The sequence below is a fragment of the Streptomyces sp. NPDC016469 genome, from assembly GCF_040632905.1.
Classification (GTDB): Bacteria; Actinomycetota; Actinomycetes; order Streptomycetales; family Streptomycetaceae; genus Streptomyces.
The window spans coordinates 97,348-120,778 of record NZ_JBEYCQ010000009.1 but is presented as its reverse complement, the minus strand read 5'-3'; the positions used below and the strand labels follow the sequence as shown (position 1 = coordinate 120,778).

At 72.9% G+C, this 23,431-nt stretch carries 20 protein-coding genes and 3 tRNA genes; 16 read left to right on the top strand and 7 right to left on the bottom strand.

Features of this window, described 5'->3' with window-relative positions:
* From ABZ565_RS12815 to ABZ565_RS12785, 7 genes are all read left to right on the top strand, one after another.
* Positions 1 to 972, top strand: a complete 972-nt coding sequence (locus ABZ565_RS12815) for a phosphatase PAP2 family protein (protein WP_361024756.1) — start codon at positions 1 to 3, stop codon at positions 970 to 972.
* Entirely contained in the window at positions 902 to 2,044 is a 1,143-nt protein-coding gene (locus tag ABZ565_RS12810) for a hypothetical protein (protein WP_361024753.1), read from the top strand. The genes ABZ565_RS12815 and ABZ565_RS12810 overlap by 71 nt, the downstream gene beginning before the upstream one ends.
* Positions 2,035 to 3,645, top strand: a complete 1,611-nt coding sequence (locus ABZ565_RS12805; RefSeq protein WP_361024415.1) for a hypothetical protein — start codon at positions 2,035 to 2,037, stop codon at positions 3,643 to 3,645. Before ABZ565_RS12810 ends, ABZ565_RS12805 begins: the two co-directional genes overlap by 10 nt.
* Positions 3,642 to 4,976 (top strand): AAA domain-containing protein, encoded by a 1,335-nt coding sequence (locus tag ABZ565_RS12800; RefSeq protein ID WP_361024412.1) that lies wholly within the window; start codon positions 3,642 to 3,644, stop codon positions 4,974 to 4,976. The genes ABZ565_RS12805 and ABZ565_RS12800 overlap by 4 nt, the downstream gene beginning before the upstream one ends.
* A 116-nt stretch (positions 4,977 to 5,092) precedes the next feature.
* Positions 5,093 to 5,431, top strand: a complete 339-nt coding sequence (locus tag ABZ565_RS12795) for a hypothetical protein (protein ID WP_361024409.1) — start codon at positions 5,093 to 5,095, stop codon at positions 5,429 to 5,431.
* A 125-nt stretch (positions 5,432 to 5,556) separates the two neighbouring features.
* On the top strand, positions 5,557 to 6,252 hold the full coding sequence (locus ABZ565_RS12790) for a bifunctional DNA primase/polymerase (RefSeq protein WP_361024406.1): 696 nt from the start codon (positions 5,557 to 5,559) through the stop codon (positions 6,250 to 6,252).
* Positions 6,243 to 6,316 (top strand) — tRNA-Lys (locus ABZ565_RS12785). Before ABZ565_RS12790 ends, ABZ565_RS12785 begins: the two co-directional genes overlap by 10 nt.
* Positions 6,317 to 6,376: 60 nt before the next feature.
* Here the strand turns inward: ABZ565_RS12785 and ABZ565_RS12780 are convergent.
* Complete coding sequence (locus tag ABZ565_RS12780; RefSeq protein WP_361024403.1) at positions 6,377 to 7,591, bottom strand: M6 family metalloprotease domain-containing protein; 1,215 nt, start codon at positions 7,589 to 7,591, stop codon at positions 6,377 to 6,379.
* 529 nt (positions 7,592 to 8,120) lie between these two features.
* Here ABZ565_RS12780 and ABZ565_RS12775 point away from each other — a divergent pair.
* Positions 8,121 to 9,893, top strand: coding sequence for an EAL domain-containing protein (locus tag ABZ565_RS12775; RefSeq protein ID WP_361024400.1), 1,773 nt, complete (start codon positions 8,121 to 8,123; stop codon positions 9,891 to 9,893).
* 3 nt (positions 9,894 to 9,896) lie between these two features.
* On the opposite strand, the gene ABZ565_RS12770 is transcribed toward ABZ565_RS12775, so the two are convergent.
* Together ABZ565_RS12770 and ABZ565_RS12765 are read right to left on the bottom strand one after the other, a co-directional pair.
* Positions 9,897 to 11,009, bottom strand: a complete 1,113-nt coding sequence (locus ABZ565_RS12770; RefSeq protein WP_361024397.1) for an LLM class flavin-dependent oxidoreductase — start codon at positions 11,007 to 11,009, stop codon at positions 9,897 to 9,899.
* Positions 11,010 to 11,110: 101 nt separating this feature from the next.
* On the bottom strand, positions 11,111 to 11,893 hold the full coding sequence (locus ABZ565_RS12765) for a decarboxylase (RefSeq protein ID WP_361024394.1): 783 nt from the start codon (positions 11,891 to 11,893) through the stop codon (positions 11,111 to 11,113).
* Between the two features lie 365 nt (positions 11,894 to 12,258).
* Between ABZ565_RS12765 and ehuB the strand changes: the two genes are divergently transcribed.
* The 7 genes from ehuB to ABZ565_RS12730 all read left to right on the top strand — a co-directional run bounded on the left by ehuB (position 12,259) and on the right by ABZ565_RS12730 (position 18,155).
* Complete coding sequence (ehuB, locus tag ABZ565_RS12760) at positions 12,259 to 13,161, top strand: ectoine/hydroxyectoine ABC transporter substrate-binding protein EhuB (protein WP_361024391.1); 903 nt, start codon at positions 12,259 to 12,261, stop codon at positions 13,159 to 13,161.
* A gap of 19 nt (positions 13,162 to 13,180) precedes the next feature.
* A complete protein-coding gene (gene ehuC / locus ABZ565_RS12755; RefSeq protein WP_361024387.1) occupies positions 13,181 to 13,915 on the top strand; it encodes an ectoine/hydroxyectoine ABC transporter permease subunit EhuC in 735 nt (244 codons plus the stop codon).
* Positions 13,912 to 14,556, top strand: coding sequence for an ectoine/hydroxyectoine ABC transporter permease subunit EhuD (ehuD, locus tag ABZ565_RS12750; protein ID WP_361024384.1), 645 nt, complete (start codon positions 13,912 to 13,914; stop codon positions 14,554 to 14,556). The genes ehuC and ehuD overlap by 4 nt, the downstream gene beginning before the upstream one ends.
* Positions 14,546 to 15,397 carry an ectoine/hydroxyectoine ABC transporter ATP-binding protein EhuA gene (gene ehuA / locus ABZ565_RS12745; protein WP_361024381.1) on the top strand — a complete coding sequence of 284 codons (852 nt, stop codon included), beginning with the start codon at positions 14,546 to 14,548 and terminating at the stop codon, positions 15,395 to 15,397. Before ehuD ends, ehuA begins: the two co-directional genes overlap by 11 nt.
* A gap of 184 nt (positions 15,398 to 15,581) precedes the next feature.
* On the top strand, positions 15,582 to 16,340 hold the full coding sequence (locus tag ABZ565_RS12740; RefSeq protein WP_361024378.1) for an IclR family transcriptional regulator C-terminal domain-containing protein: 759 nt from the start codon (positions 15,582 to 15,584) through the stop codon (positions 16,338 to 16,340).
* Positions 16,341 to 16,414: 74 nt separating this feature from the next.
* Positions 16,415 to 16,488 (top strand) — tRNA-Lys (locus ABZ565_RS12735).
* Positions 16,489 to 16,619: 131 nt separating this feature from the next.
* A complete protein-coding gene (locus ABZ565_RS12730) occupies positions 16,620 to 18,155 on the top strand; it encodes an MFS transporter (protein WP_361024375.1) in 1,536 nt (511 codons plus the stop codon).
* 128 nt (positions 18,156 to 18,283) lie between these two features.
* Here ABZ565_RS12730 and ABZ565_RS12725 read toward each other — a convergent pair whose 3' ends face one another.
* The 3 genes from ABZ565_RS12725 to ABZ565_RS12715 form a co-directional block, all read right to left on the bottom strand.
* Positions 18,284 to 18,874: a lytic polysaccharide monooxygenase auxiliary activity family 9 protein gene (locus ABZ565_RS12725; RefSeq protein ID WP_361024372.1), complete on the bottom strand. Its 591-nt coding sequence runs from the start codon at positions 18,872 to 18,874 to the stop codon at positions 18,284 to 18,286.
* 163 nt (positions 18,875 to 19,037) lie between these two features.
* The gene (locus ABZ565_RS12720) at positions 19,038 to 20,837 is read right to left on the bottom strand and encodes an SPFH domain-containing protein (protein ID WP_361024369.1); all 1,800 of its coding nucleotides are present in this window, start codon (positions 20,835 to 20,837) and stop codon (positions 19,038 to 19,040) included.
* Positions 20,838 to 20,862: 25 nt separating this feature from the next.
* Positions 20,863 to 22,170 (bottom strand): peptidoglycan-binding protein, encoded by a 1,308-nt coding sequence (locus ABZ565_RS12715; protein WP_361024365.1) that lies wholly within the window; start codon positions 22,168 to 22,170, stop codon positions 20,863 to 20,865.
* 197 nt (positions 22,171 to 22,367) lie between these two features.
* Between ABZ565_RS12715 and ABZ565_RS12710 the strand changes: the two genes are divergently transcribed.
* A tRNA-Lys gene (locus ABZ565_RS12710) sits at positions 22,368 to 22,441 on the top strand.
* A gap of 297 nt (positions 22,442 to 22,738) precedes the next feature.
* On the opposite strand, the gene ABZ565_RS12705 is transcribed toward ABZ565_RS12710, so the two are convergent.
* Positions 22,739 to 23,431, bottom strand: coding sequence for a class F sortase (locus ABZ565_RS12705; protein WP_361024362.1), 693 nt, complete (start codon positions 23,429 to 23,431; stop codon positions 22,739 to 22,741).

Here is a 23,431-nt window from a genome sequence, read left to right as displayed (position 1 = left end):
ATGCCGCACGCCACCACCGCGCCCGCTCCGCGTCACCGGCCCCGCTGGTGGACCGAGCTGCCGCTCCTGGCCCTGGTGTACGCGGCGTACTCCGGCGGCCGCCTCCTCGTACGCGGTGACGTGTCCACGGCCGTCGACCACGGCCTGAGCATCCTGCGCGTGGAGAAGGCGCTGTTCCTGAACGCGGAGCATCCGCTCAACCGCCTCTTCACCGCGCACCCCTCCATAGGCATCCCGTCCGACTTCGCGTACGCCTCCCTGCACTACGTGGTCACCCCGGCCGTCTTGATCTGGATGTTCCGGCGCCACTCGGCCGCGTACCGCAGGGCCCGCACCTGGCTGATGACCTCCACGATGCTCGGTCTGATCGGCTTCACGCTGATGCCGACGTGCCCGCCGAGGCTGCTGGACGCCAAGCACGGGTTCGTGGACACGATGGCGCAGTACAGCTCGTACGGCTGGTGGGGTACGGAGGCGAGCGCGCCGCGCGGCATGGGCGGGATGACCAACCAGTACGCGGCGATGCCCAGCCTGCACGTCGGCTGGGCGCTGTGGTGCGGCATCCTGCTGTGGCGGCACGCCAAGCACCCGGCGCTGCGCGCCGCGGGCATCGCGTACCCGCTGATCACCACGTTCGTCGTGATGGGCACCGCCAACCACTACCTGCTCGACGCGGTCGCCGGCTGCGCCGTGATGGGCGTCGGAGCGCTGCTGGCCCGGCCCGTGACGCGCCTCGCCGACCGGGTCGGGGCCGCGGTCCTGCCCCGCTTCTCGCGGGCTTCCGCGACGACGGAGTCCCCGGATGTCAGTGCCGGGTGCGAGACTTCGGCGGGTGAGCGAATCCCCGGCCAGCGGACCTCCTCCGCAGAACCATCCGACGCGGCAGCAGCGGCCGGCCCGCCTGCCCGGGCCGACGGCGCCGACCGGGCCGGACGGACCCCCGACGGGGACCCTGCGGCAGCGACTCGCTGAGCTGAGAGGCCCGGCGGTCGCCCCGCGCCCGCTGGACGCCCGCGCGCTGGCGGCCCTCGCCGCCAACCCGGGCTGCAAGCGCCGCGCCCTGCTCGACGGGGCCGGGGTCGACAAGGGCGCGCTCGCCTCCGCGCTGGGCTCGCCGGCCCCGTTCGGCCAGTCCCAGTTCGCCTTCATGCGGGGCAACGCCTTCGAGGCCCGGGTCAAGGCCGACGGCGGTACGGACCTGATGCGCCTGCTGCACGAGCGGCTCGGCGGCTCCGGTGAACCGCCGCGCGAGGTGGCGACGCCCGATCTGACGGCTGCCGGGCCCGAGGGCCGCGCGGCCAGGACCGCGCTCGCGCTGCGGGAGGCGACGGAGGCGGGCGGCTGGGCGCTGCTCGACCACCCGATGCTGGCCCTGGAGGTGGCGGGCTCCCCCGCCTATCTGGAGCCGGACGCGGTCGTGGTGCATCCGGACGGCACCTGGACGGTGGTCGAGATCAAGTCGTTCCCCATGATCGACGGCTCGGCGGACGCCGCGAAGGTGGGTGCGGCGGCCCGCCAGTCCGCGGTGTACGTGCTGGCGCTCGAACGGGTCGCGGACGTCACGGACGGGGCCCGGGTGGGGCACCGGGTGCTGCTGGTGTGCCCGAAGGACTTCTCGAACCTGCCGGCCGCCTCCGTCGTGGACGTACGCAAGCAGCGCGCCGTCACCCACCGCCAGCTGACCCGGCTCACCCGCGTCGAGGACATCGCGGCGGCCCTCCCCGAGGGCGCCTCGTTCGACCCGGAGCGCTCCCCCGAGGACCTGGAGTCGGCGGTCGAGTCGGTCGCCGCGGCCTATGCGCCGGAGTGCCTGTCCGCCTGCGAGCTGGCCTTCCACTGCCGGGCCCGGGCCCGCGCCGAAGGTGCCGTGGAGGCGCTGGGGCGCGGGGTTCGGGGCGAGCTGGGCGGCCTGACGACGGTCGCCGGGGTGCTCGCGGCGGCCGCGGGCAAGGAGGGCGATCCGGCCGATCCGGCGGTCGCCGCCCTGCGCCGCGCGGCGGCCCTGCGCGCCGAGGCACTGGAGGGGCGGGCCGTATGTCGCTGATCACCACGCTGGCCCGGCTGGAGGCCGTGGAGAGCGGCCGGGCCACGCCGACGGCCACCGTGCGCCACCGCAGGCTGACCGACCGGCCGCTCGTGCTGGTGCCGCTGACCACGGCGGGCGAGGCGGGCGCCCCGCTCGGCGCGCTCGTCGGCACGGACCGGGAGGCGCCCCGGCTGCTGGCCGTCCCCCAGCCGCGCGACCGGGACCTGCGGTTCGCGTTCCTCGCCGAGCTGGCCGAGGCGGTCCTGCCGCACATCGAGGCGTACGCGGACGTCATCGAACCCGCCGAGCGCAACGAGACGGATCCGGCGACCGGGAAGCGGGTCAAGGTCGAGACGGAGCTGTGCGTGGACGCGGCGCAGATCGTCGTCCCGAGCCGGGCGGGCATCGAGTTCGTCCGGCTGCTCGGCCGCTCCATGCGCTTCCGGCGCACCGCCGAGGACGACCCGGACACGCCGTATCCGGCACCCGCCCGGGTCCCGCTGCTCGGCCGCTGGCTGACGCATTACGGGGAGCGGGCCCGGGTCCCCGGCTCCTCGCTCCTGCTGGCCTGCACCGATCTCCTGAACCGGCACTGGGCGACCGGCCAGTCGAATCCGGAGGACCAGCATCTGGGGGCCCTGCTGGCCTGGATCGACCCGCCGGCCGGCGAGTCCGGTGCGGAGGCCGCGCTCCGGGCCGAGCTGGCCCGGGACGCGGCGGGGCAGCTGCTGTGCCCGCCGGCCGGCCCGGCCACCGACCCCGATTTCGACAACCGGCTGCTGGCCCCCGCGATCGAGAAGTACGACCGGGCGCGCGCCTCGCTCGCGGCGGCCGAGGACGGGCTCGCGGCCGACGCCCGGCTCGCCGGGCTGTCCGGGGCCGAGCGCGAGATCCGGGCGCTGCTCGCCGGGGTGCTGCTGCCGACCTGGGACGCGGTGTGGCGGGGCCTCGACCTTGTGCGGGAGCTGCCGGAGGGGTCCAGGACCGAGGACCGCTGGACCCGGGACCGCTGGTCGTTCACCGCCCACCGCGACCGGGTGCGCTCCGGCGAGCCGCCCCAGCCGCGCCGGGACGACGCGGTGACGGCCGCCCGCAAGCTGTCCGCCCGGGAGACGGCCCAGGCGCAGCTGGAGGCGCAGGAGGCGCTGGACGACCCGCTCGTCCTGGCGGGCCGGCGGCTCGCCGGGGAGGCGTTCATCGGTGAGGTGAGCGCGGTGGAGATGGCGTACAGCGAGTCGAAGCGGCCCTCGCCGCGCCCGCTGGTCACGGTCCGCACCGATGAGCGGCCGCAGCTGGGCGCGGGCGTGAAGGTGTACCGCTCGCTGGACGGCAAGCCGCAGACCGCCGAGTTCGTGGGGTACGGCCCGGCGGACGAGGAGGACGGCGCTGTCTCGCTGGTGCTGCGGGTCACGGACCGGATGGGGCGCGGCAAGGAGCCGGCCCCCGGGTCGGTCCCGGCGCCGGGCGACCGGATCGCCTGGACCTTGTTCGAGCACGACCAGCGCGGTGGGCCGCAGCTGCCGGACGCGGAGGAGACCCCGTGGACCCACGGCGGTCCGCCGGGCGGCCTCGAAGCGGCCGAGCTGCCCGACCCCGTGACCCCGGAGGACCTGTTGTGACGGCCGTATTCGACCCGGGAGCGGCGGCGGGCCTGGCCACCGCGAAGATCCTGGACGACACGCTGAACGGCACGGCCCGGGGGGTCGTCGTGGACTCCCCGCCGGGCGCCGGCAAGTCGACGCTGGTGGTGCGCGCGGCGCTGGAGTTGGCCGCGGCGGGGCGCCCTCTGATGGTGGTCGCCCAGACGAACGCCCAGGTGGACGACCTGGTGGTGCGGCTCGCGGAGAAGGACCCCGAGCTGCCGGTGGGCCGGCTGCACAGCAGCGACTCCGATCCGTACGACAAGGTGCTCGACGGCCTGGCGAATGTGCGCAAGTCGGCGAAGGCGGCGGATCTGGCCGGGCTCGACGTGGTCATCTCGACGGCGGCGAAGTGGGCCCATGTGAAGAACGTGGAGCCGTGGGGGCACGCGATCGTCGACGAGGCGTACCAGATGCGCTCGGACGCACTGCTCGCCGTCGCGGGGCTCTTCGAGCGGGCGCTGTTCGTGGGCGACCCGGGCCAACTGGACCCGTTCTCGATCGTCGGCGCGGACCAGTGGGCGGGGCTGAGCTACGACCCCTCGGCCAGCGCGGTGAGCACGCTGCTCGCGCACAATCCGGAGCTGCCGCAACACCGGCTTCCGGTCTCCTGGCGGCTCCCGGCGTCGGCGGCGCCCCTGGTGTCGGACGCGTTCTACCCGTACACCCCGTTCCGCAGCGGCACGGACCACGGGGACCGGCGGCTGTCCTTCGGGGTGGCGTCGGACGGTTCGGCGGCGGACCGGGTGCTGGACGAGGCGGCGGAGTCCGGCTGGGGGCTCCTCGAACTGCCGGCCCGGCACACCCCGCGCACCGACCCGGAAGCGGTGCGGGCGGTCGCCCTGGTGGTCCGCCGGCTGCTGGACCGGGGCGGCGCGGCCACGAGTGAGCGGTCGCCCGATCCGGCCCCGGTGACGGCGGACCGGGTGGCGGTCGGCACGGCCCACCGGGACCAGGCGGCGGCGGTGCGGGCGGCGCTGGCGGAGCTGGGCGTGACGGGGGTCGCGGTGGACACGGCGAACCGGCTCCAGGGCCGCGAGTTCGACGTGACGGTGGTGCTGCACCCGCTGTCGGGGCGGCCGGACGCCACCGCGTTCCACCTGGAGACGGGCCGCCTGTGCGTCCTGGCTTCCCGGCACCGGCACGCGTGCGTCGTGGTCTGCCGGGAGGGCGTCGCGGACCTGCTGGACGAACATCCGTCGACGGAGCCGGTCCAGCTGGGCGTCACGGTGAAGTTCCCGGACGGCTGGGAGGCGAACCACGCGGTGCTGGCGCATCTGGCGGAACACCGGGTGCGCTGGAGTTGTTGAGTGCGCCGGGGGCGCGGCCGGGGCCGGCGCACGCCCTCGCGACGAAACCTTCTGCGCCCTTGCGGCGGACGGGACAATGAAGGGTGGCCGTCGGGCCGTCCGAGGAGGAAGACCACATGGCACAACCCGAGCAAGAGCAGCGGCGGCTGCGCCCCGCACCCCTGCTCTTCGAGCCGGCGGCGGCCGTCGCGGACCCGGAGCACTTCTTCGACCTGGAGTCGCTGGACGATCCGAAGGAGCTGCTGGGCCGGGCGACGGAGCTGGCCCTGGCCTTCCGCGCCGCGACCGACCGCGCGGTGGAGTTCCAGGCGATAGCGGCGGCCCAGCTGGCCGACCCGCGCCGGTTCGACCGGCTCACGACGGCGGACATCGCGCGGCGCGCGGAGTGGACCGAGGACTACGCGAAGAAGATGGTCGAGTTCGGCCGCACCCTGCTGAACGCGCCGCAGCCTTAGGTACAGGCCCCCGGGTACCACCACCGGCATATGCCCGGGCGAACCATACTCCTCGCGCGGTTCTCCTGTCCCGGTTTCCGGCAACTCTCGGAATCCGGCTGATCACTGCGGGTAGACCTGGGCACATGACCGCATGGCTGCCCGACGAAACGACCCTGCACCACGGCGACGGACCCTGCCTCCCCGCCGACCACGAGGCCGACCTCTTCTCGGCCCTGCGCGAGCCCGCGCGGAACCAGACGGCCCAGGTCACGGCGGCCGGCGCCGCGTGGCTGGCCGGGGCGACGGCGTACCCGCGCAGCGCCCTGGCCCAGTGGGAGTCGCGCCCGACGGCGCCCGGGGTCCTGCCGTGCGGCACGGCGTTCGACGTGGTGAACGTACCCACGCTGTTCGGGCGCCGGATGCTGGAGCATCTGTGGGCGGACGGCCCGGGCTCGGGTCCGGTCGCCTCGCACCGGGGCCGGATGCTGCTCTTCGCGTCCCCGGGCACGGCCCAGCGGCTGCCGTCGCTGCTGGACTGGGAGGAGTGGGGCGGCGGCCCGCAGAGCCGGAACGGCGGCGGTACGAAGGTGCCCCCGCTGCTCTGCCACGGCACCGGGGACGCGGTGACGGTCCCGCCCCTGACCTGCGACGAGAAGTACGCGGGGCCCCGCTGGCTGGTGGCCCCGGACACGCGTACCCCGTGGCTGCCGGGGCCGGACGTACTGCTGTGGGCGTGCGTCCGGGTGGCCCGGTCGGCGCCCGCCCCGACGCCCCGGATTTCGATTTTTCCTCTCACCGATCCGGGTGCTAAGGTCTACGACGTCAGCAGGCGCCGCTAGCTCAGTTGGTTAGAGCAGCTGACTCTTAATCAGCGGGTCCGGGGTTCGAGTCCCTGGCGGCGCACAGACGGAAGAAGCCCCTCGCGGAAGCGGGGGGCTTCTTCGTTGTCCCGTGCCGGCCCGGTCAGCCCCCCGTGGTGATGCGGACCGCGTACGCGCCCGAGGGGGTCCGGTCGGCGACCTCGACCGTGGCGTGCGCGTCGGGCACGGAGTACGTCTCGCCGACGCGCAGCGGCGCGTCCGCGAGCGGTGGGTAGACCGAGCGCTCCCAGCAGGCGTCGCTGTCCGGATGCGTGTCGAGCACCTCGACCGGACCGCCGCCGGACGGGGTCTCGTTGCGCACCCGGTAGAGCAGGACGCCCTCGGCGCAGGTCGAGAGGTCGTTGCCGGTGGAGCCGCGCGCCTCGACGGCCACCGCGCTGCCCTCGCCGGTCCTGATCACGGCGAGCCGGGTGCCGAGCGAGGCGCCGGGCACGGGCACGTCGGCCATCGGTTCGAGGGTGACGACGCGGTCGCTCTGGACGCAGACCACCTGGCGGTCGTCCAGCCAGCCGAGCTTCCACTTGTGCCAGCCGAAGAGGTCCGGGGCCAGGCCGAACTGGCTGCCCATGACGTCCCAGTCGCCGACGTAGGTGTCCCAGTCGCCCTTGCCGTCGGTGGGCCGGTGGTAGAGGTCGGGCAGGTCGAAGACGTGTCCGGTCTCGTGGGCGAGGACGTTGTGGTCCGGCGGGTGCTGCTCGAAGACGGTGACGACGCGCCTGATGTCCGTACCGTCGGCGTGCAGCGGCCGGTCGAAGTTGACGACCTTGGTGGCGTCCGAGTCGACGCCGGGGGCGTCCGGGTCCGCGACGAGGTAGACGATGTCGTAGCGCGAGAAGTCGATCCGCTCGTCGGCCACCCGGATCGCGTCGCGCAGATAGGCGCTGCGCCGGTCGCCGGCCCAGTCGCGCTGTATGCCGTACCAGGTCGAGGGCTTCGGCATCCGGATCCACTCCCGCTGCGGGTGCGGGCGCAGCGTGAACTTCCCGTACGAGGCCCGCTGGAAGAACTGCGTGGTGGCCGGGAAGTAGTCCGAGGTGAGTTCGGCGGGGGTGGTGGCCGGCCTGGCGTCCGGGAACGAGAGGAAGACCATCACCGCGTCCAGGGCGTGGCCGGGGCGCGGGTAGGCGCCGTTCCAGCGGTCGACGCCGAGGGAGTGGTGCGCGGGGGTGCGGGGGAGCGCGCAGGGGGCTGCGTCGCCGGTGGCGGCGCCTGCGGGCCCGGCGACGAGGGAGGTGGCGACGAGCGCCAGCAGCGAGACCAGCCCGGCGGCCAGCCCGCGCGGACTCGGCCTCTCCACCCCTGAGGGCCCGGGCTGACGCGGCACATCTACCTCCGGTTCGGCGAGCGGACACCTAGGGCCGCGGACGACTCCGGCACGGGGCGCGGACCCTGGAACCCTCCCGTCCACCTTGTGGGGTTATGGCCGTTTCGTCACGTTGGACTCCCCCAGTCGTGTCGGCACCCCTCCACTCACCCCCTTAACAGAAAGTCACAATCGATCACCCATGCAGCTGGAGTGAACAGAGGTGCGCAGAAACAATCACTCGGGGACAAACCGGATCCGCGTCCGCGTGGGCCGTGCGAGTCGCACGCGCGGCGCCCGAGGGCCGGGGCGCTGGATCGGCCCCGGGCCCGCCCTCTATGCTTCACCTCGCTTTCCTGCGCGGTTTCCGCCTCTGACGACGGCACTCCACGCGGCGGGCCAGTCCGGTCAGAGGTGTCCGGGACAGAACTGCAGGGCGGAGCGAACGGTGAGCGCAACCTCCGGAGGGCCGGACCCCGAGGCGCCCTTCGCACAGCGACCCGATATCACACAGAGTCACGAAGTGTGGCCGCCCGGCGCGTCCGCCTCCGAGGCGCACGACTACCGGGCCGCGTTCCGCGCCGCGACCCTGCCGATGGCCGTGGTCGACCACGAGGGCCTGATCGTCACCGCCAACGAGGCGCTCGGCGCGCTGGCGGGCACCGGTGCGGCGGCGCTCACCGCTCAGTCGGCGGCCGACCTGGTCGACCTCGCGGCGGACGCCCGCGCCTGGCAGGCGTACCGCGAGGTGCTGCACGGCCGGCGCACCCGCTTCCGCTGCACCCGCCGCCTCAAGCACCCCGACGGGCGCTCGCTGTGGGCCGAGATCACCGTCGTACCGCTGCCCGGCGGCCGGCAGGCGCACCTCGACGGCGCGCCCGGTCAGGTGCTGCTCTCCGTCGCGGACGTCAGCGACCGGCGCGAACTCCAGAACCGGCTGCGCCACCTCCAGATGCACGACCCGGTGACCCGGCTGCCCAACCGGGCGCTGTTCTTCGAGCGGCTGTCGGCGGCGCTCCGCACCCCGCCCCACGAGGACGGCGCCGGCTCCCGGGTCGGGCTCTGCTATCTGGACCTGGACGGCTTCAAGGCGGTCAACGACACCCTGGGGCACCGCATCGGCGACCGGCTCCTCGCGGCCGTCGCCGCCCGGCTCACGGACTGCGCCGAGCAGGAGGGGGCGTATCCGGCCGGCGCCCCGCTGGTGGCCCGGCTCGGCGGCGACGAGTTCGCGGTCCTGGTCGAGGAGTCCACCGGCCCCGAGCAGCTGACCGGCCTGGCGCGCACGGTGCTGGGCGCGCTCCAGCAGCCGTTCGACCTGGGCGGGCAGCGGCTCGCGGTGTCGGCGTCGATCGGGGTGGTGGAGCGGCCCGTCGCGGGCACCTCCGCCACCGGCCTCATGCAGGCCGCCGACACCACGCTGTACTGGGCGAAGGCGGACGGCAAGGCCCGCTGGACCCTGTTCGACCCGGAGCGCAACGCCCACCGGATGACCCGGCAGGCACTGTCCTCCACGCTCCGCCCGGCCGTGGAGCGCGGCGAGTTCACCATCGAGTACCAGCCGCTGGTCGGGCTGGCCGACGGGGTCGTGCGCGGGGTCGAGGCGCTGGTGCGCTGGAACCACCCGCAGTTCGGCATGCTCTCGCCGAATCGGTTCGTCGCGATCGCCGAGGAGGACGGCTCGATCGTGCAGCTCGGCCGCTGGGTGCTGCGCTCCGCCTGCCGGCAGGCCAGGCGCTGGCAACTGGACCACCCGGAGCGGCCGCCGCTGTTCATCAGCGTCAATGTCGCGGTGCGCCAGGTCTGGGACTCCGACCTGGTCACCGATGTCGCCGAGATCCTGGCCGAGACCGGGCTCGACCCGGCGCTGCTCCAGCTGGAGCTGACCGAGTCCGCGGTGATGGGCTCGGCGGGCCGCCCGCTGCGGGCCCTCCAGGCGCTCAGCGACATGGGCGTGCGCATCGCCATCGACGACTTCGGCACCGGCTACTCGAACCTGGCCTACCTGAGCCGCCTCCCGGTGTCCGTGCTCAAGCTGGACGGCGCGTTCGTGCGCGGCTTCCGGTACGAGGACGGCACGCATCCCAGCCCCGCCGACGAGACGATCGTCGAGGCCATGGTGGAGCTGGCGCACCGGCTGGGCCTGACCGTCACCGCGGAGTGCGTGGAGACGGCGGGCCAGGCGGAGCGGCTGCGCCGGATCGGCTGCGACACCGGACAGGGCTGGCTCTACTCCCGGGCGGTCGCCCCGGAGCGCATCGCCGAACTGATCGGAACCCGCGCCCCGGGGGCGTGACCCTTACTCCTCGGGCATCCCGTACGCGTCCGCGATCAGGCCGTAGCTGCGCAGCCGGGCCTCGCCGCTGTGGGCGTTGGCGGTGATCATCAGTTCGTCGGCGCCGGTGCGCTTGGCCAGGTCGTCCAGGCCGGAGCGCACCTCGTCGGCCGTGCCGTGCACGATGTTGACCAGCCAGTTGTCCACGAATTCGCGCTCCATCGGGGAGAAGGCGTACGCCTCCGCCTCCTCGGGCGTCGGTACGAGGCCGGGCCGCCCGGACCGCAGCCGGAGCATCGAGAGCGCTCCGCTCAGCACCTGGCGCCGCGCCTCGCGCGCGTCGTCGGCGGCCAGCGCGGCCACGCCGATCAGGGCGTACGGGGCGTCGAGCACCGTGGACGGCTTGAAGGACTCGCGGTACAGCTCAAGGGCCGGCACCGTGTTCTGGGCCGAGAAGTGGTGCGCGAAGGCGAACGGCAGCCCGAGCACCCCGGCGAGCCGGGCGCTGAAGCCGGAGGAGCCGAGCAGCCAGATGGGCGGGCGCGCCGGGGACTGGACGCCGCCCTCGGCGGTGGCCTGGACGGGGCCGGGGACCGCGTGGATGCGGGCGTAGGGGTGGCCGTCGGGGAAGTCGTCGTCCAGGAACCGGGTCAGCTCCATGAGCTGCTGCGGGAAATCATCCGCCCCCTCGTTGAGCCGGTCCGTGCGCCGGAGCGCCGCCGCCGTGGCGCCGTCCGTGCCGGGGGCGCGGCCCAGGCCCAGGTCGACGCGGCCGGGGGCCATCGCCTCCAGGGTGCCGAACTGCTCGGCGATGACGAGCGGGGCGTGGTTGGGCAGCATGACGCCGCCCGAGCCGAGCCGGATGCGCTCGGTGCGGGCGGCGGTGTGAGCCAGGATCACGGCCGGGGACGAGGAGGCGACGCCGGGCATCGAGTGGTGCTCGGCGACCCAGTAGCGGTGGAAGCCCCGGCGCTCGGCGAGCCGGGCGATCTCCACGCCGGTGCGCAGGGCCTGGCTCGCCGTGCGGCCCTGGCCGACGGTGACCAGGTCCAGCACGGACAGCGGCACGGGGGCGGTGCCCCGGGCCGTGCCCCGGATCTCGTCGCCCTGGATCTCGTCGCCTCGAATCTCGTCCACGTCTGGCCTCTCCGGTGGTGCGCTTCAGTGCCTCGTCTGTCCGGAGAGCACGAACAGGAGGATGGCTCCGTTTATTCCGGGCCTCGGTTCCGGGCGCGCCCCTACAAGCTCTTCCTGCCGTGCGCGTACGCCCGTCCGCTCCCCCGGCTCACCGGGGCCGGCGGCTGCTCGCGATGGGCGAAGAGCGTGCCGAGCCTCGGGGCCCAGGCCGGGCGGTCGGCCAGCCGCAGGGCCTCGCGGGCCGCCACCTGGTTCGCGGTGAGGACGGGCTTTCCGAGCGCCTCCTCCAGCTCGGGGAGGTGGGAGACGGTGTGGAGGGCCGTGTCGGGGATCAGGACGGCCTCGGCCTCGGGGCGGTCGGCGGCCCTGGCCAGTTCGAGCACCTGCTCCGCGCTCCAGGAGGCGGCCACGGCGGCTTCGGTGATGCCCGCCGCGTGGGTGCCGGTCACCTCGATGCCGGTCTCCCGGAGGAACGCGGCGAACCGCTCGGCGACCGCCTCCGGGTAGGTCGCGGCGACCGCGACGCGCTCGGCGCCCAGCTTCCGTACCGCGTGCACGAAGCCGATCGAGGTGCTGGACGCGGGCACGCCCGCCGCCCGGGCGAGGGCCGCGGTCTGGTCGTGGGCGCCCTGCCACCCGTACAGGAAGCTGCCGCCGTCGCAGGCCCAGACGATGGACTGGACCCCCGAGCGCTGCAGCTCCTCGATGCCCGCGGCGAGCCGGCCGGGGGTGCCCAGCGCGCTCAGGGCCTCCTCGCGGTAGGCGGCGTCCGGGCTGTCGGTGTGGTGGACGACGAGTCTGATGGTGCTGTCGAGGAGGATCTCCATGCGCGGGTAGTCGTCCTCGGCGAAGTGGCCCGGGTAGAGGAATCCGACGGTCGTCATGTCCACCCTTTCTCTGCGCCTGCTCTCTGCGCCTGCGTCTGTGCCGCGCGGGACCGCGGCGGCACTGACCGGTTTCCCCGCTCCTGTTCCAGTATTCCGCCATCCGGCCCGGTTATCGCTCCGAGCACGCGGACACGACGGCCCGGCGCGCATGAACGGCGGCCGCGCGGGCACCCGTCGCGGTACGGAGCCGGGTTACGGGACATCCCCGCGCAATCTCCGCCTACCGTCCTGCTCGCGGACACGGGAAGGTCACCCTCCGGCCACCGTTCGATTACATGCGCCTTCTTCCTGAATAGAAGTCCCGGATCGGGCAGGCGCCAAGCCTGTCCGGACTGTTCGACTGCTTCAGGAGATTGCGAACCATGGCTGACTTCCCGAACCTGTCCCGCCGGGGATTCCTCAACCGATCGGCAGCGGTGGGCGGTCTGCTCGTCGTCCCCGGCCTCCTCGCCGCGTGCAGCAAGACCGGTGAGGGCTCCGCCGACGGCGAAGGCGCGCTGGCAAAGCTCCGCAAGCAGGGCTTCGTACGGGTCGCCTACGCCGACGAGGCACCGTACGGCTACATGGAGGGCAAGGAACTCAAGGGCGAGGCGCCCACGTTGCACCGCGAGATCTTCAAGGCCCTCGGTGTCGACGAGCTGAAGCCCACCCTCTCGGAGTGGGACAGCCTGATCCCCGGCCTCCAGGCCGGCAAGTACGACGTGGTCAGCGCCGGCATGGCGATCACTCCGGAGCGCTGCGCCAACGCCCTCTTCTCCGAGCCGGAGTTCATCTCGCCGACCGCGATGATGGTGAAGAAGGGCAACCCGAAGAAGGTCACCGACCTCGCCTCCGCGAAGGCCGCCGGAATCACCATCGGCGTGATGGCGGGCGCGGTGGAGGGTTCGTACGCCAAGGGCGCCGGCATCCCCGAAAGCCGGATCAAGACGCTCCAGAAGCCGCAGGACGGCGCGGACGCGGTCAAGGGCGGCCGGGTCGACGCGTTCCTGCTGACCGGGATCTCGCTGCGCTGGCTCGCCAAGACCAACGAGGGCACCGAGGTCACCGAGGCCTTCCTGCCCGAGCTGGACGGCGAGAAGCAGTACAGCCCCGGCGGCGCGGTGTTCCGCAAGGGCAACGAGGAGCTGCGCGACGCCTTCAACCGCGAGCTGAAGAAGATCGTCGCCGACAAGTCGCGCTATCTGGAGCTGCTGCGCGACTACGGCTTCGGCGCGACCGAACTGCCGCCGGCCACCTTGAAGACGGCCGATCTGTGCAAGGGCTGACGGGGACGGTACCCACCGCATGAATGATTTCTTCTCGGCCTTCGCCGACGATCTGCCGCAGCTGCGGTCCGGCCTGTGGGTGACCCTGGAGGCCACGGTGTTCGGCGCCCTGGCGGCGCTGCTCCTGTCGTTCGTCCTCGGCCTGATGTCGCTCAGCCGGCTCATGCTGTCGCGCGGGGTCTCCCGCGTGGTGGTGGAGTTCTTCCGCGGCACCTCGCTGTACGTCCAGTTGTTCTGGCTGTACTACGCGATGCCGCAGCTGACCGGGTACGAACTGACGCCGGTCGTCTGCGGGGTGCTCGCGTTCGGCCTCAACTATGGGGCTTACGGCGCCGAAGTGGTGCGCGGCGCGGTCAACTCCGTGCCACGCGGGCAGTACGAGGCGGCGCTCGCGCTGAACATGTCGCCGCTGCACCGGATGCGCAAGGTGATCCTGCCGCAGGCGTGGGTGCAGATGATCCCGTCGTTCACCAACCTGCTGATCCAGCTGCTGAAGGCGACCCCGCTGCTGTGGCTGATCTCGGCGGCGGACCTGATGACCGCCATCGAGAAGCTGCGCAGCCGTACGGGCGAGACCCTCACCGCCTACGCGACGCTGCTGGTCTGCTACTTCGTCCTGGCCTACGCGCTGACCCTGCTCATGAACCTGCTGGAGCGGTCCGCCAAGCGGCGACTCGGTCTCGCGGCGGGCGGGAAGAGCCTGCTGAAGCCCCGTAGCGCCGTGTCCGCCGCCCAGGCCGGAGGTGCCAGGTGAACCAGGACTTCGACTGGGGCGCCGTCGGCGACGCGTTCCCCCTGCTGCTGGACGGCTTCTGGACGACCCTGCTGGCCACGGTGTTCGGCACCCTGGTCGCCGCGGTGCTCGGGCTGGCCATCGCGGTCGCCGGGCGGGCCCCGAGCCGGCTGGTGACCGTGCCGGTGAAGGCGGTGATGGAGTTCATCCGCTCAACCCCGCTGATCGTGCAACTGGTGGGCGCGGCGGCCCTGTTCACCTCCGTGGAACCGCTGACCGTCGGCATCGTGGTGCTCGGCGTCCACTACGCCACGTACACCTCCGAGGTGTACCGCGCCGGGATCGACGCCGTGCCGAAGGGGCAGTGGGAGGCGTGCCGGGCGCTGTCGCTCACGCCCCGGCGGACCTGGCAGGCGGTGATCCTGCCGCAGGCCGTGCGCAACGTGGTGCCCGCGCTGGGCAACTACGCGATCTCGATGTTCAAGGAAACACCCTTCCTCGCCGTGATCACCGTGCACGAGATGGTCTTCGAGGCACGCGACTACGGCACCAACCACTTCGTGTACACCGAGGTGTTCACGCTCGCCGGCCTGATCTTCCTGGTCGCGAGCTACCCCACGTCCCTCCTGATGAGGAAGCTGGAGAAGCGCCTTGGCCACTGAGCCCCTCCCCCTGCAGAAGAACGCGGCCACGGCCCCCGAGGACGTCGTGCCCGTCGCCGTGTCCAAGGACGACGGGCACCCGCTCGTCCGCTTCGACAAGGTCGTCAAGCGCTACGGGGACCACACGGTCCTGGACGAGCTGGACTTCACGGTCGAGCGCGGCGAGCACGTCACCCTGATCGGGCCCAGCGGCTCGGGCAAGACGACGATCCTGCGCCTGCTGATGACGCTGGAGCGGGTCAGCGACGGCGTGATCTGGATCAACGGCGAGCCGCTGACGCACATCCGGGCGCCGGACGGCTCGCTGAAGCCGGCGTCCGAGAAGCACCTGCGCGCGGCCCGCCGGAAGATCGGCATGGTCTTCCAGCAGTTCAACCTCTTCCCCAACATGAAGGTGCTCCAGAACATCACCGAGGCGCCCGTCAACGTCCTCGGCATGGACCGGGACAAGGCGGAGACCCGGGCCCGGGAGCTGCTGGACCTGGTCGGGCTCTCCGACAAGGTCGACGCGCACCCCTCGCAGCTGTCCGGCGGGCAGCAGCAGCGGGTCGCGATCGCCCGCGCGCTGGCGATGGAGCCGGAGATCCTGCTCCTGGACGAGGTGACCTCCGCGCTCGACCCGGAGCTGGTGGCGGGGGTGCTGGAGCTGCTGACGGACATCGCCAGGAACACCGACATCACGATGGTCTGCGTGACCCACGAGATGAGTTTCGCCCGGGACGTCTCGGAGAAGGTGCTGATGTTCGACGCCGGACGGGTCGTGGAGTCCGGTTCGCCGGAAAAAATCTTCTCCGATCCCTCGCACGAACGCACGCGCGAATTCCTCAACGCAGTGCTGTGACCTCGGCATCCGTCGCGCGCGCATGACGGTGGCATATGCCATACGGGTGCGCCCCTGCTGACAGCGCCGGGGCGCACCCACGAGTCCGCCGCACACCGCCCTGAACAGGCCGTAGGCGGCTATCGTGGTGGCGAGGCCGACGGCCCGCGGACCGGCCTCCGGTCCCGACTGGCAGGGGGAATCCGTGGTGTTGAAGCCCGAACCGACCGCGCCGTTCCACTCGGTGCAGTACGCCCTTCGCGTTCTCGAAACGGTCTCCAAGCACGGCAGCGGGGTCACCGGGACCCAGCTCTCCCGGGAGACGGGGCTGCCCGCCGGCCACCTCACCTCCCTGCTGCTGACGCTGCGCCGCGAGGGTTACGTGGAGCAGGTCACCGACGGGGCGTACGTCATCGGCGCCTCGCTGCTGCTCCTCGGCTCGGGTGCGGCCCGCCGTCAGGCCCTGGAGTCCAAGCTCCAGCAGACCCTGGCCCAGCTCCGCGACTCGGTGGGCGCGGCGGTCTACATCAGCCGGTACGTCGACGGCGAGATCCGCGTCACGCAGTACGCCGACAGCCCGCTCACCCCGGCGGTCAACGAGTGGGTGGACTTCAGGTCGGCGGCGCACGCCTCGGCGATCGGCAAGTGCCTGCTGACCCAGCTCGACCAGAACGGCCGGCGCGACCACATCGCCCGGCACAAGACGCCCCGGCTGACCTCGCGGACGATCACCAGCGAGAAGGTCCTCTTCTCCAAGCTGGACAGCCAGCCGGCCACGGTCCCGGTGCTCGACCTCCAGGAGTACGCGGTGGGCACGGTGTGCGCGGCGGTGCCGCTGACGGCCGGGTCGTCGGCGGGCTGCCTGGCGCTGTCGATGCCGGTGAAGGACGCGCACCGGCTGCGCGCGGCGGCGGACGCACTGAACCGGCGCGCGGCCCCGATGCTGCTGTCGCTGGCCCTGTAGGACCGGCCGGCGGGGCTGCGCGGCGGCCGGTCATCAGCACCCCTCCGGACCAGGTATTATTTTCACGTCAGCAGGCGCCGCTAGCTCAGTTGGTTAGAGCAGCTGACTCTTAATCAGCGGGTCCGGGGTTCGAGTCCCTGGCGGCGCACAGACAACGCACGAGGCGGTTTCCGTATCCACGGAGACCGCCTCGTGTGTTTTGCGCTGCCCGCAGTCATGTACGAACGTTTTACACAAACGTACTAGACACTTGTTTTAAACGTCCGTATATTCCTTGCCATGACGAACCCCACGAGCACCACCGCCGCCTCCGGCGCACTCGCCGGACGTCGGGAGTGGACCGCCTTCCTGGTCCTGCTCCTCCCTCTCCTCCTCGTCTCGATGGACGTCTCCGTCCTCTTCTTCGCGATCCCGTCCATCGACCGGGACCTCGCCCCCAGCGCCACCCAGCAGCTGTGGATCTTCGACGTGTACGCCTTCGCCCTGGCCGGCCTCCTCATCACGATGGGCTCCCTGGGCGACCGCATCGGGCGCCGGAAGCTGCTGATGATCGGGGCGCTCGCCTTCGGCGCCGCCTCGGTCTGCGCCGCCTACGCGAACAGCCCGGAGATGCTGATCGCGGCCCGGGCGGTCCTCGGCATCGGTGGGGCGACGCTGATGCCCTCGACGATCGGGCTCGTGCGCAACATGTTCCGGAACGAGCAGCAGCGGGCGAAGGCGATCGGCATCTGGTCGGGCGCCATGGCCGGCGGCATCGCGCTCGGTTCAGTGCTCAGCGGGGTGATGCTGGAGCACTTCTGGTGGGGCTCGGTCTTCCTGATCAACGTGCCCGCGATGGTGCTGCTGCTGGTGCTCGTGCCGCTGCTGGTGCCGGAGTTCAAGGACCCGAACCCGGGCCGCTTCGATTTCCTCAGCGTCCCGCTGTCCATGGGTACGGTCCTGCCGGTGGTCTACGGCATCAAGGAGAGCGCCGCGCACGGGCTCGACGCCGAGCGGGCCCTCGTCATCGCGGCCGGGCTGGCCGTCGGCTGGGTCTTCGTCCGCCGCCAGCGCACCCGCTCCGACGCGATGATCAGCCGGGAGCTGTTCCGGGGCCGGGGCTTCGGGGTCGGGATCGGGCTCAACGCGCTGGCCGCCTTCGCGATGATGGGCTCGGCCTTCTTCACCACCCAGTACCTGCAGTCGGTGCTCGGCATGAGCACGATGGAGGCCGCGCTGTGGAGCCTGGCCCCGTCCCTGGCGGTGGGTGCGGCGGCCCCGGCGGCGACCGCGCTCGCCCAGCGGGTCCCACGGGCGTACGTGGTCTGCGGCGGTTTCACCGTCGGCGCGGCGGGATTCGGGGTCTTCACCCTGGCCGGGGCCGAGTCGCTGGTCCTGCTGCTGATCGGGTCGGCCGTGATGAGCAGCGGCATCGTCGCGGTGATGGCGCTCGTCTCGGACATGGCGATGGCCGTCAGCCCGCCGGAGAAGGCCGGCTCGGCCGCCTCGCTCCTGGAGACCGGGCAGGAGTTCGGCGGGGCGCTGGGCATGGCCCTCCTGGGTGCCGTCGCCACCGCGGTCTACCGGGCGGACATGCCCGCCTCGGCCCCCGAGGTCGCCCGCAAGACCCTGCCGGGCGCGCTGACCACCGGTGACGACTCCCTGATCGCGATCGGCCGGGACGCGTTCGTCCACAGCATGCGGTACGCCTCGGTGACCGGGTCCCTGATCCTGCTCACCGGTGCGGTGCTCGCGGCGACCCTGCTGCGCCGGGCGACCCGGCAGGCCCCGGCGGCCGAGGCCCCGGGCGTGACTCCGGTCCCGGCCCAGGTCTGACCGTGGCCCGGCCCGTACCGGCACAGCGAAACCCCGGGGTGTCCTTGGACTCCCCGGGGTTCGCCGTGCTGCCCGCCGGCAGCACGTCGTTCACGCCGCACGGTCACGCCGGGCGGAGGAACCGGACGTCAGAACTGGACGTCCGAGCACGCGTAGAACGCGTTGGCCGTGTCCGAGATGTTCCAGACGCTCAGGATGATGTGCTTCCCCGACTTCTGGGTGGGGATGGTGCCCTGCTGGGTCAGGGTCGCCGGGGGCTGCTTGCCGCCGTACGGCACCGTCATGAAGGGCTGCGGCTCCAGGTCGGCCCGGGTGAGCGGCTTGGTGGGGTCCCAGCCGTCCTTGGTGATGTAGTACCGGAAGTCCGTCGTGGCGTGGCGGGCGGTGAACTGCCAGCGGAAGCTGAAGCCCTGACCGGCCGTCACCTTGGTGGCGGGCCAGTTGCCGCCGCGCGGGTCGTCCAGCTGGGCGAACTCGCCGTGGCCCCCGGAACAGATCTTTCCGTCGGCCGGCCCGGCCGCCGGGAAGCCCTTCGGGCCCTCGACGCTCTGCGGCTCCCACTGGATGTTGCCGCAGCCGGTCACCGTGCCGTTGGCGCACAGCTTCTGACGGCTGATCGGGTTGTCCGTGTAGCCGTGGCTGCTGGCGCTGCTCGTCGCGAACATCGAGACGCCCGCTACCGCAAGGCCGACCAGGGCCGCGCTTGCCTTCATACGCATGTGATGTCGCTCCTCGGATCGTGGGGGGAGGGGATTCCATGAGCACTGCTGCGTACGCGTGATCTGCGGTCTAGACCAAGGCTTAGATTATTGCCGCGCCTTGACCATGTCCAGACCAATGAGCGCGGGATTCCGGTTGCCCGGAACCTCCCCCCGCGCATCCTCAGGAGCCGTCGCCCCCGGTCCGCCCGGTGTAGAACGCCACCGTCAAGTCCTTGACCAGCGCCTTCCGTTCGTAGTCGTCCAGCTCCACGAGGCCCCGTTCGGTGAGCCGGCTGACGGTGTCGTCGACCGCGTCCACGACCGAGGTCAGCACGCTGTCCCGGTGCTGCGCGTCGATCGCCGCGATCCGGCGCCGCTGCATGGCCGCCGCCACCTCCGGCGCGTACTCGAGCCCGGTCGGCTGGGCCGAGTACACCTCGACGCCGACCGGCTCGCAGTCCGCCTTCAGCATCCGGGTCAGCGCGTCGCCGACCGCCTCCGCGTTGCGCAGGGTGTGCGCGTCCTCGTGGAAGGCGTCGGCGGGCAGCTGGGACAGGACCCGGGCCATCGCGGCCTCGACCTGCTCGCGCAGGTATGCCTCGTGGTCCTCGATCCCCAGCGCCGCCCTCACGGTGTCCTTGACCCGCCACACCACCTGGACGACGACCCGCAGCGCCGTGCCGTTCGCGTCCACGGCGGGCAGCGGCTCGCTGCGCCAGTGCCGCAGCCGTACGTCGATCCGGCGGCGCAGCAGCAGCGGGCTGATCCACATCAGCCCGGTCCGCCGCACGCTGCCCCGGTACTGCCCGAAGAGCGAGAGCACCCAGGCGTGGCCGACCCGGCCCCTGGTCAGACCGCCGGCCGCGAAGAGCACCACGGCTCCCAGGAACACGAGCGCCGCCCACGCGCCGGTGGGCAGCCCGTCGTACGGCCGTGGGCCGAGCCCGACCCGGGCGAGCACGGCGGCCGGGACCACCCCGGTCCACCACAGCACGCCGCCGGCCACCGCGATCCCGCCGAAGCCGGTGAGCAGCGCGACCCAGCCGGGCAGCGCGGGCCCGGGCCGCTCGCGCAGCCGGGGGTCGGCGTCGGGGGCGGGCCGGGTCGAGGGCCGCACCATCGGCGTCCTCGGCACGGGCGGCCGCCGCACGCCCGCCCCGGGCTCGCCGCCCGCCGGGCGCACGACGGTGGGCGGCACGGCGGCGGCACCGGCGCGCGGGTCCTCGCGGAAGAGGAGGTGTACGGGGATGGACGCGGTGCGCTCGTTGGCGATGACCGCCTGGTGGCGGCCGCTGTCCCGGACCGGGTCGGGGCGGGACGCGACGTCCGGCCCGGGCACGCGGGCCCCGGTGAGGGCGAGGGCCGGCTCGGACCGGGGCGCCTCCGCGACGGGGGCGGCGTCCTTCGGGGCGGCGTCCTTCACGAGGTCCGGCGCGGGCGTCTCCGCAGGACGCGCGTCCTCCGGCACCGCGTCCTGCGGAGCCGCGTCCTGCGGGACCGCGGCGTGCAGAACCGCGTCCTGCGGCACCGCGTCCGCGGGCTCCTCCGCGCGAACCCCGGCCGGCACCGTCACCGAAGCCGAGGTGGCACCGAGCGAGGCCCCGCGGTCCTCCTCGCCCGACCGGAGGTCGAGCACCAGATCGACGACGGAATCGGAATCCGCGTCACCCCCGCGATCCGGAGCGGCCGCCTCCTCCGGTTCCGCGACCTGGACCACCACCTCGTCGTCCGAGGGCACCGACACCGACACCGGCCGGAAGAGGGGAGGTGGCTCCGGGGTGCGGGGCGCGGCCGGGGTCGCGCCCCGCACCGGCAGCCCCTCGGCGACCAGCGGCTCCTCCGCCGCGGCCCCCGCCGCCCACGCGTCCGTGACGCTGCCCGCTCCGCCCGGGCCTACCCATTCCCGCACCGGGACCGTCCCGTACTCCGTCTCCTGGCCGTTCTCCGGGTTTCCGGAGCTGTCCGCCACCGTGGATCGCATTTCCGCCTCCGTCATGTCCGTCGTGTCACGCGAAGAGTCGCTGCCAGGTCTCCGGGCCCGGATAGCCGTCGGCCTCCGCCCCCCGCCAGCCCTGGGCCTTCTGGAAGGTCTCGACATTGCGCCGGTCCGCCTCGGTCCACCGGGGGCTGGGACCCAGCCGGTAGTGCGCGCCGTACCCCTTCTTCACCAACTGTTTTCCGAGCCTGTCGACATGGCCGTTCGACCGACCCGGCCGGAAATAACCCCGTCCGGGGAAGGCCGGAGCCGCTTTCGGGCCGCTCTGCCCGCTCGCCGCGGGGATGTCGCGGCCGGTTCCGGTCACCAGCAGCTTCCAGGTGTGGGGGCCGGGGATGCCGTCGGCCTCGGCGCCCTTCCACCCCTGGGCCTGCTGGAACGCCCGGGTGGCCCGGCGGTCGGCGTCGGTCCAGACCGGGTCGGGGCCGATCTTGTAGAAGCGCTTGCCTCCCCGGGCGACGAGCATCGCGCCGAGCCGGGTCACGTACGCGTTGTGCGTGCGGGGCCCGAACTCCGCCACACCGGGGAACGGGTCCCCGGCGGCCTCGCTGCCGGACTTCCCCGTGCTCAGGCCCTTGTAGCGGTAGGCGACATAGCTCGCGGAGTTGGTCCAGTACGCCATGGGCGTCGTCTGCTTGCGGGTGTGCGGCTTGGTCTGCTCGTACGCCGTGTAGTGGGTGTGGGTGCCGTCGGTCCAGCCGCCGAAAATCGTGACGTGGGAGCCGTTCCCGGGGTCGGCGAGGTTGTGGAAGAGCAGGATGTCGCCGGGCTGGAGGTCCTCGCGGGCGATGCGGGTGCCGTATGCGGCGAGGCTGCCGGTCCACTCGTTGCCCGGCAGGTTCCAGGCCATCGACACATAGCCGGAGCAGTCCTGCCGGTACCCGTCCGACCAGTACGCCGACATGCTGTACGGGACCTGCGCGGCCACCCACTTCTTCGCGCGGTCGATGATCTCGGTCCGGGTCGTCGCCCGCGGCTCGGCCGCCGCGGCCTGGGCGGCCGCCGGCCCCGGCGAGCCGGTCCCGCGCAGCGGGCCCGGGAGGCCCTGAGGGCTGTCCGGCAGCGGTCCGATGCCGGTCGGCACCCCCGCGCCGGGCACCGGAGCGGGGTCGGCGGGCGCTCCGGCGGACTCCGCGGCCCCGCCACCGAGCACCACCCCGGCGGCGGTGACCAGCACCATCGCGCGCCGCGCGCCGTGCGCGGCCGGGTGCCCCCCGTTCCGCACGGGCAGTCCGGCGGCGGTCCGCCGCCGGTCGGCGCAGCCGGGACAGGGGCAGTCGATGGCGGGTACGTACTCCTCGAAGGCCGGCACAGTCATGCGATTCCCCTCCGCAGTGGTCAAGTTCCTCGGGCGCATCTGCTCGGGCGTCAGCGTGGCAATGGTCGTGTCATACGTCACGACATACCGCAGTTTGACGGATAGAAGGGAAAAAACGACCATCCGACAGGCCGGTAAGTCGAGGGGGATGGTCCGGAGCACCGCTCGGGATCGGGTAGAGTTTTCCAGGTCAGCAGGCGCCGCTAGCTCAGTTGGTTAGAGCAGCTGACTCTTAATCAGCGGGTCCGGGGTTCGAGTCCCTGGCGGCGCACGCACAGCCAAGGCCCCCTCGCTTCGCGCGAGGGGGCCTTGGTCGTTCTCCGATGCGCTTCCGCAACCGCTTCACCGCGTGCGGAGGGTGACCGGTTATCGACGTACCGTCAGAATGCGGCTGGGCGGGCGGGGAGCCTCCCCCTACAGTGGGGGTGCGGCGGACCCGGACGCCGCCGACCTCCCGTGTCCGCGCCGGGCCACTCCCGCGGCCCGCGCACCGCGGTCGAGGACCGGCCCGGCCGCAGCCCGGGGAACGGGCTGCGGCCGGGCGGGGTACCGGTGCCTCTCGTCCGGATCAGGCCGCCTCGGCCGCGGTCTTCTCCGCACCCTTCTCCGCGGTCAGGTAGGCCGAGACGATCACGTTCGCGGTGTACGAGTGGGACTTCTGGTCGTACGTTCCGCCGCAGGTGATCAGCCGCAGCTCCGCCCGCCCGTCCTTGCGGGGCCCGTACGCCTTCTGGGCGTCGAACCGGGCACGGGTGAGGACCTGCACGTCGTCGATGGTGAACTCGGCGACCGTGCCGTCCGTGCGCGTCACGTCGACCTTCGCGCCGGGGCGCGCCGCGCTGAGCCCGTAGAAGACGGCGGGCTTGGTCTCGGTGTCGACGTGGCCGACGAACAGGGCCGGTCCCTCGGCGCCGGGCCGGGTGCCGTCGCCGTACCAGCCGACCGTCTGGGGCGCCTCGAAGGACGGCGGCTCGATGGCGCCCTCCGCGTCCAGGCCCCGGGAGACGACGGGGGCCCGGACGCCGATCGAGGGGATCTCGACGCTCTTCGGGGCGACGCCGGCGATCGGCGCGTGCGCCGGGGGCAGCGGCACGCCGAGCGGGCGCCCGACCGCGGCGACGTCACCGGTGGTCGGGGCCGAGCCGATGCCCGAGCCGTCCGTGATCCCGCGGCCCCAGAGCCACAGGCCCAGCAGGATGACGGCCCAGGTCACTCCGGTGAGCAGCCTGCCGCGCCCCGCCGCCTCCTCCGGTGCGGACAT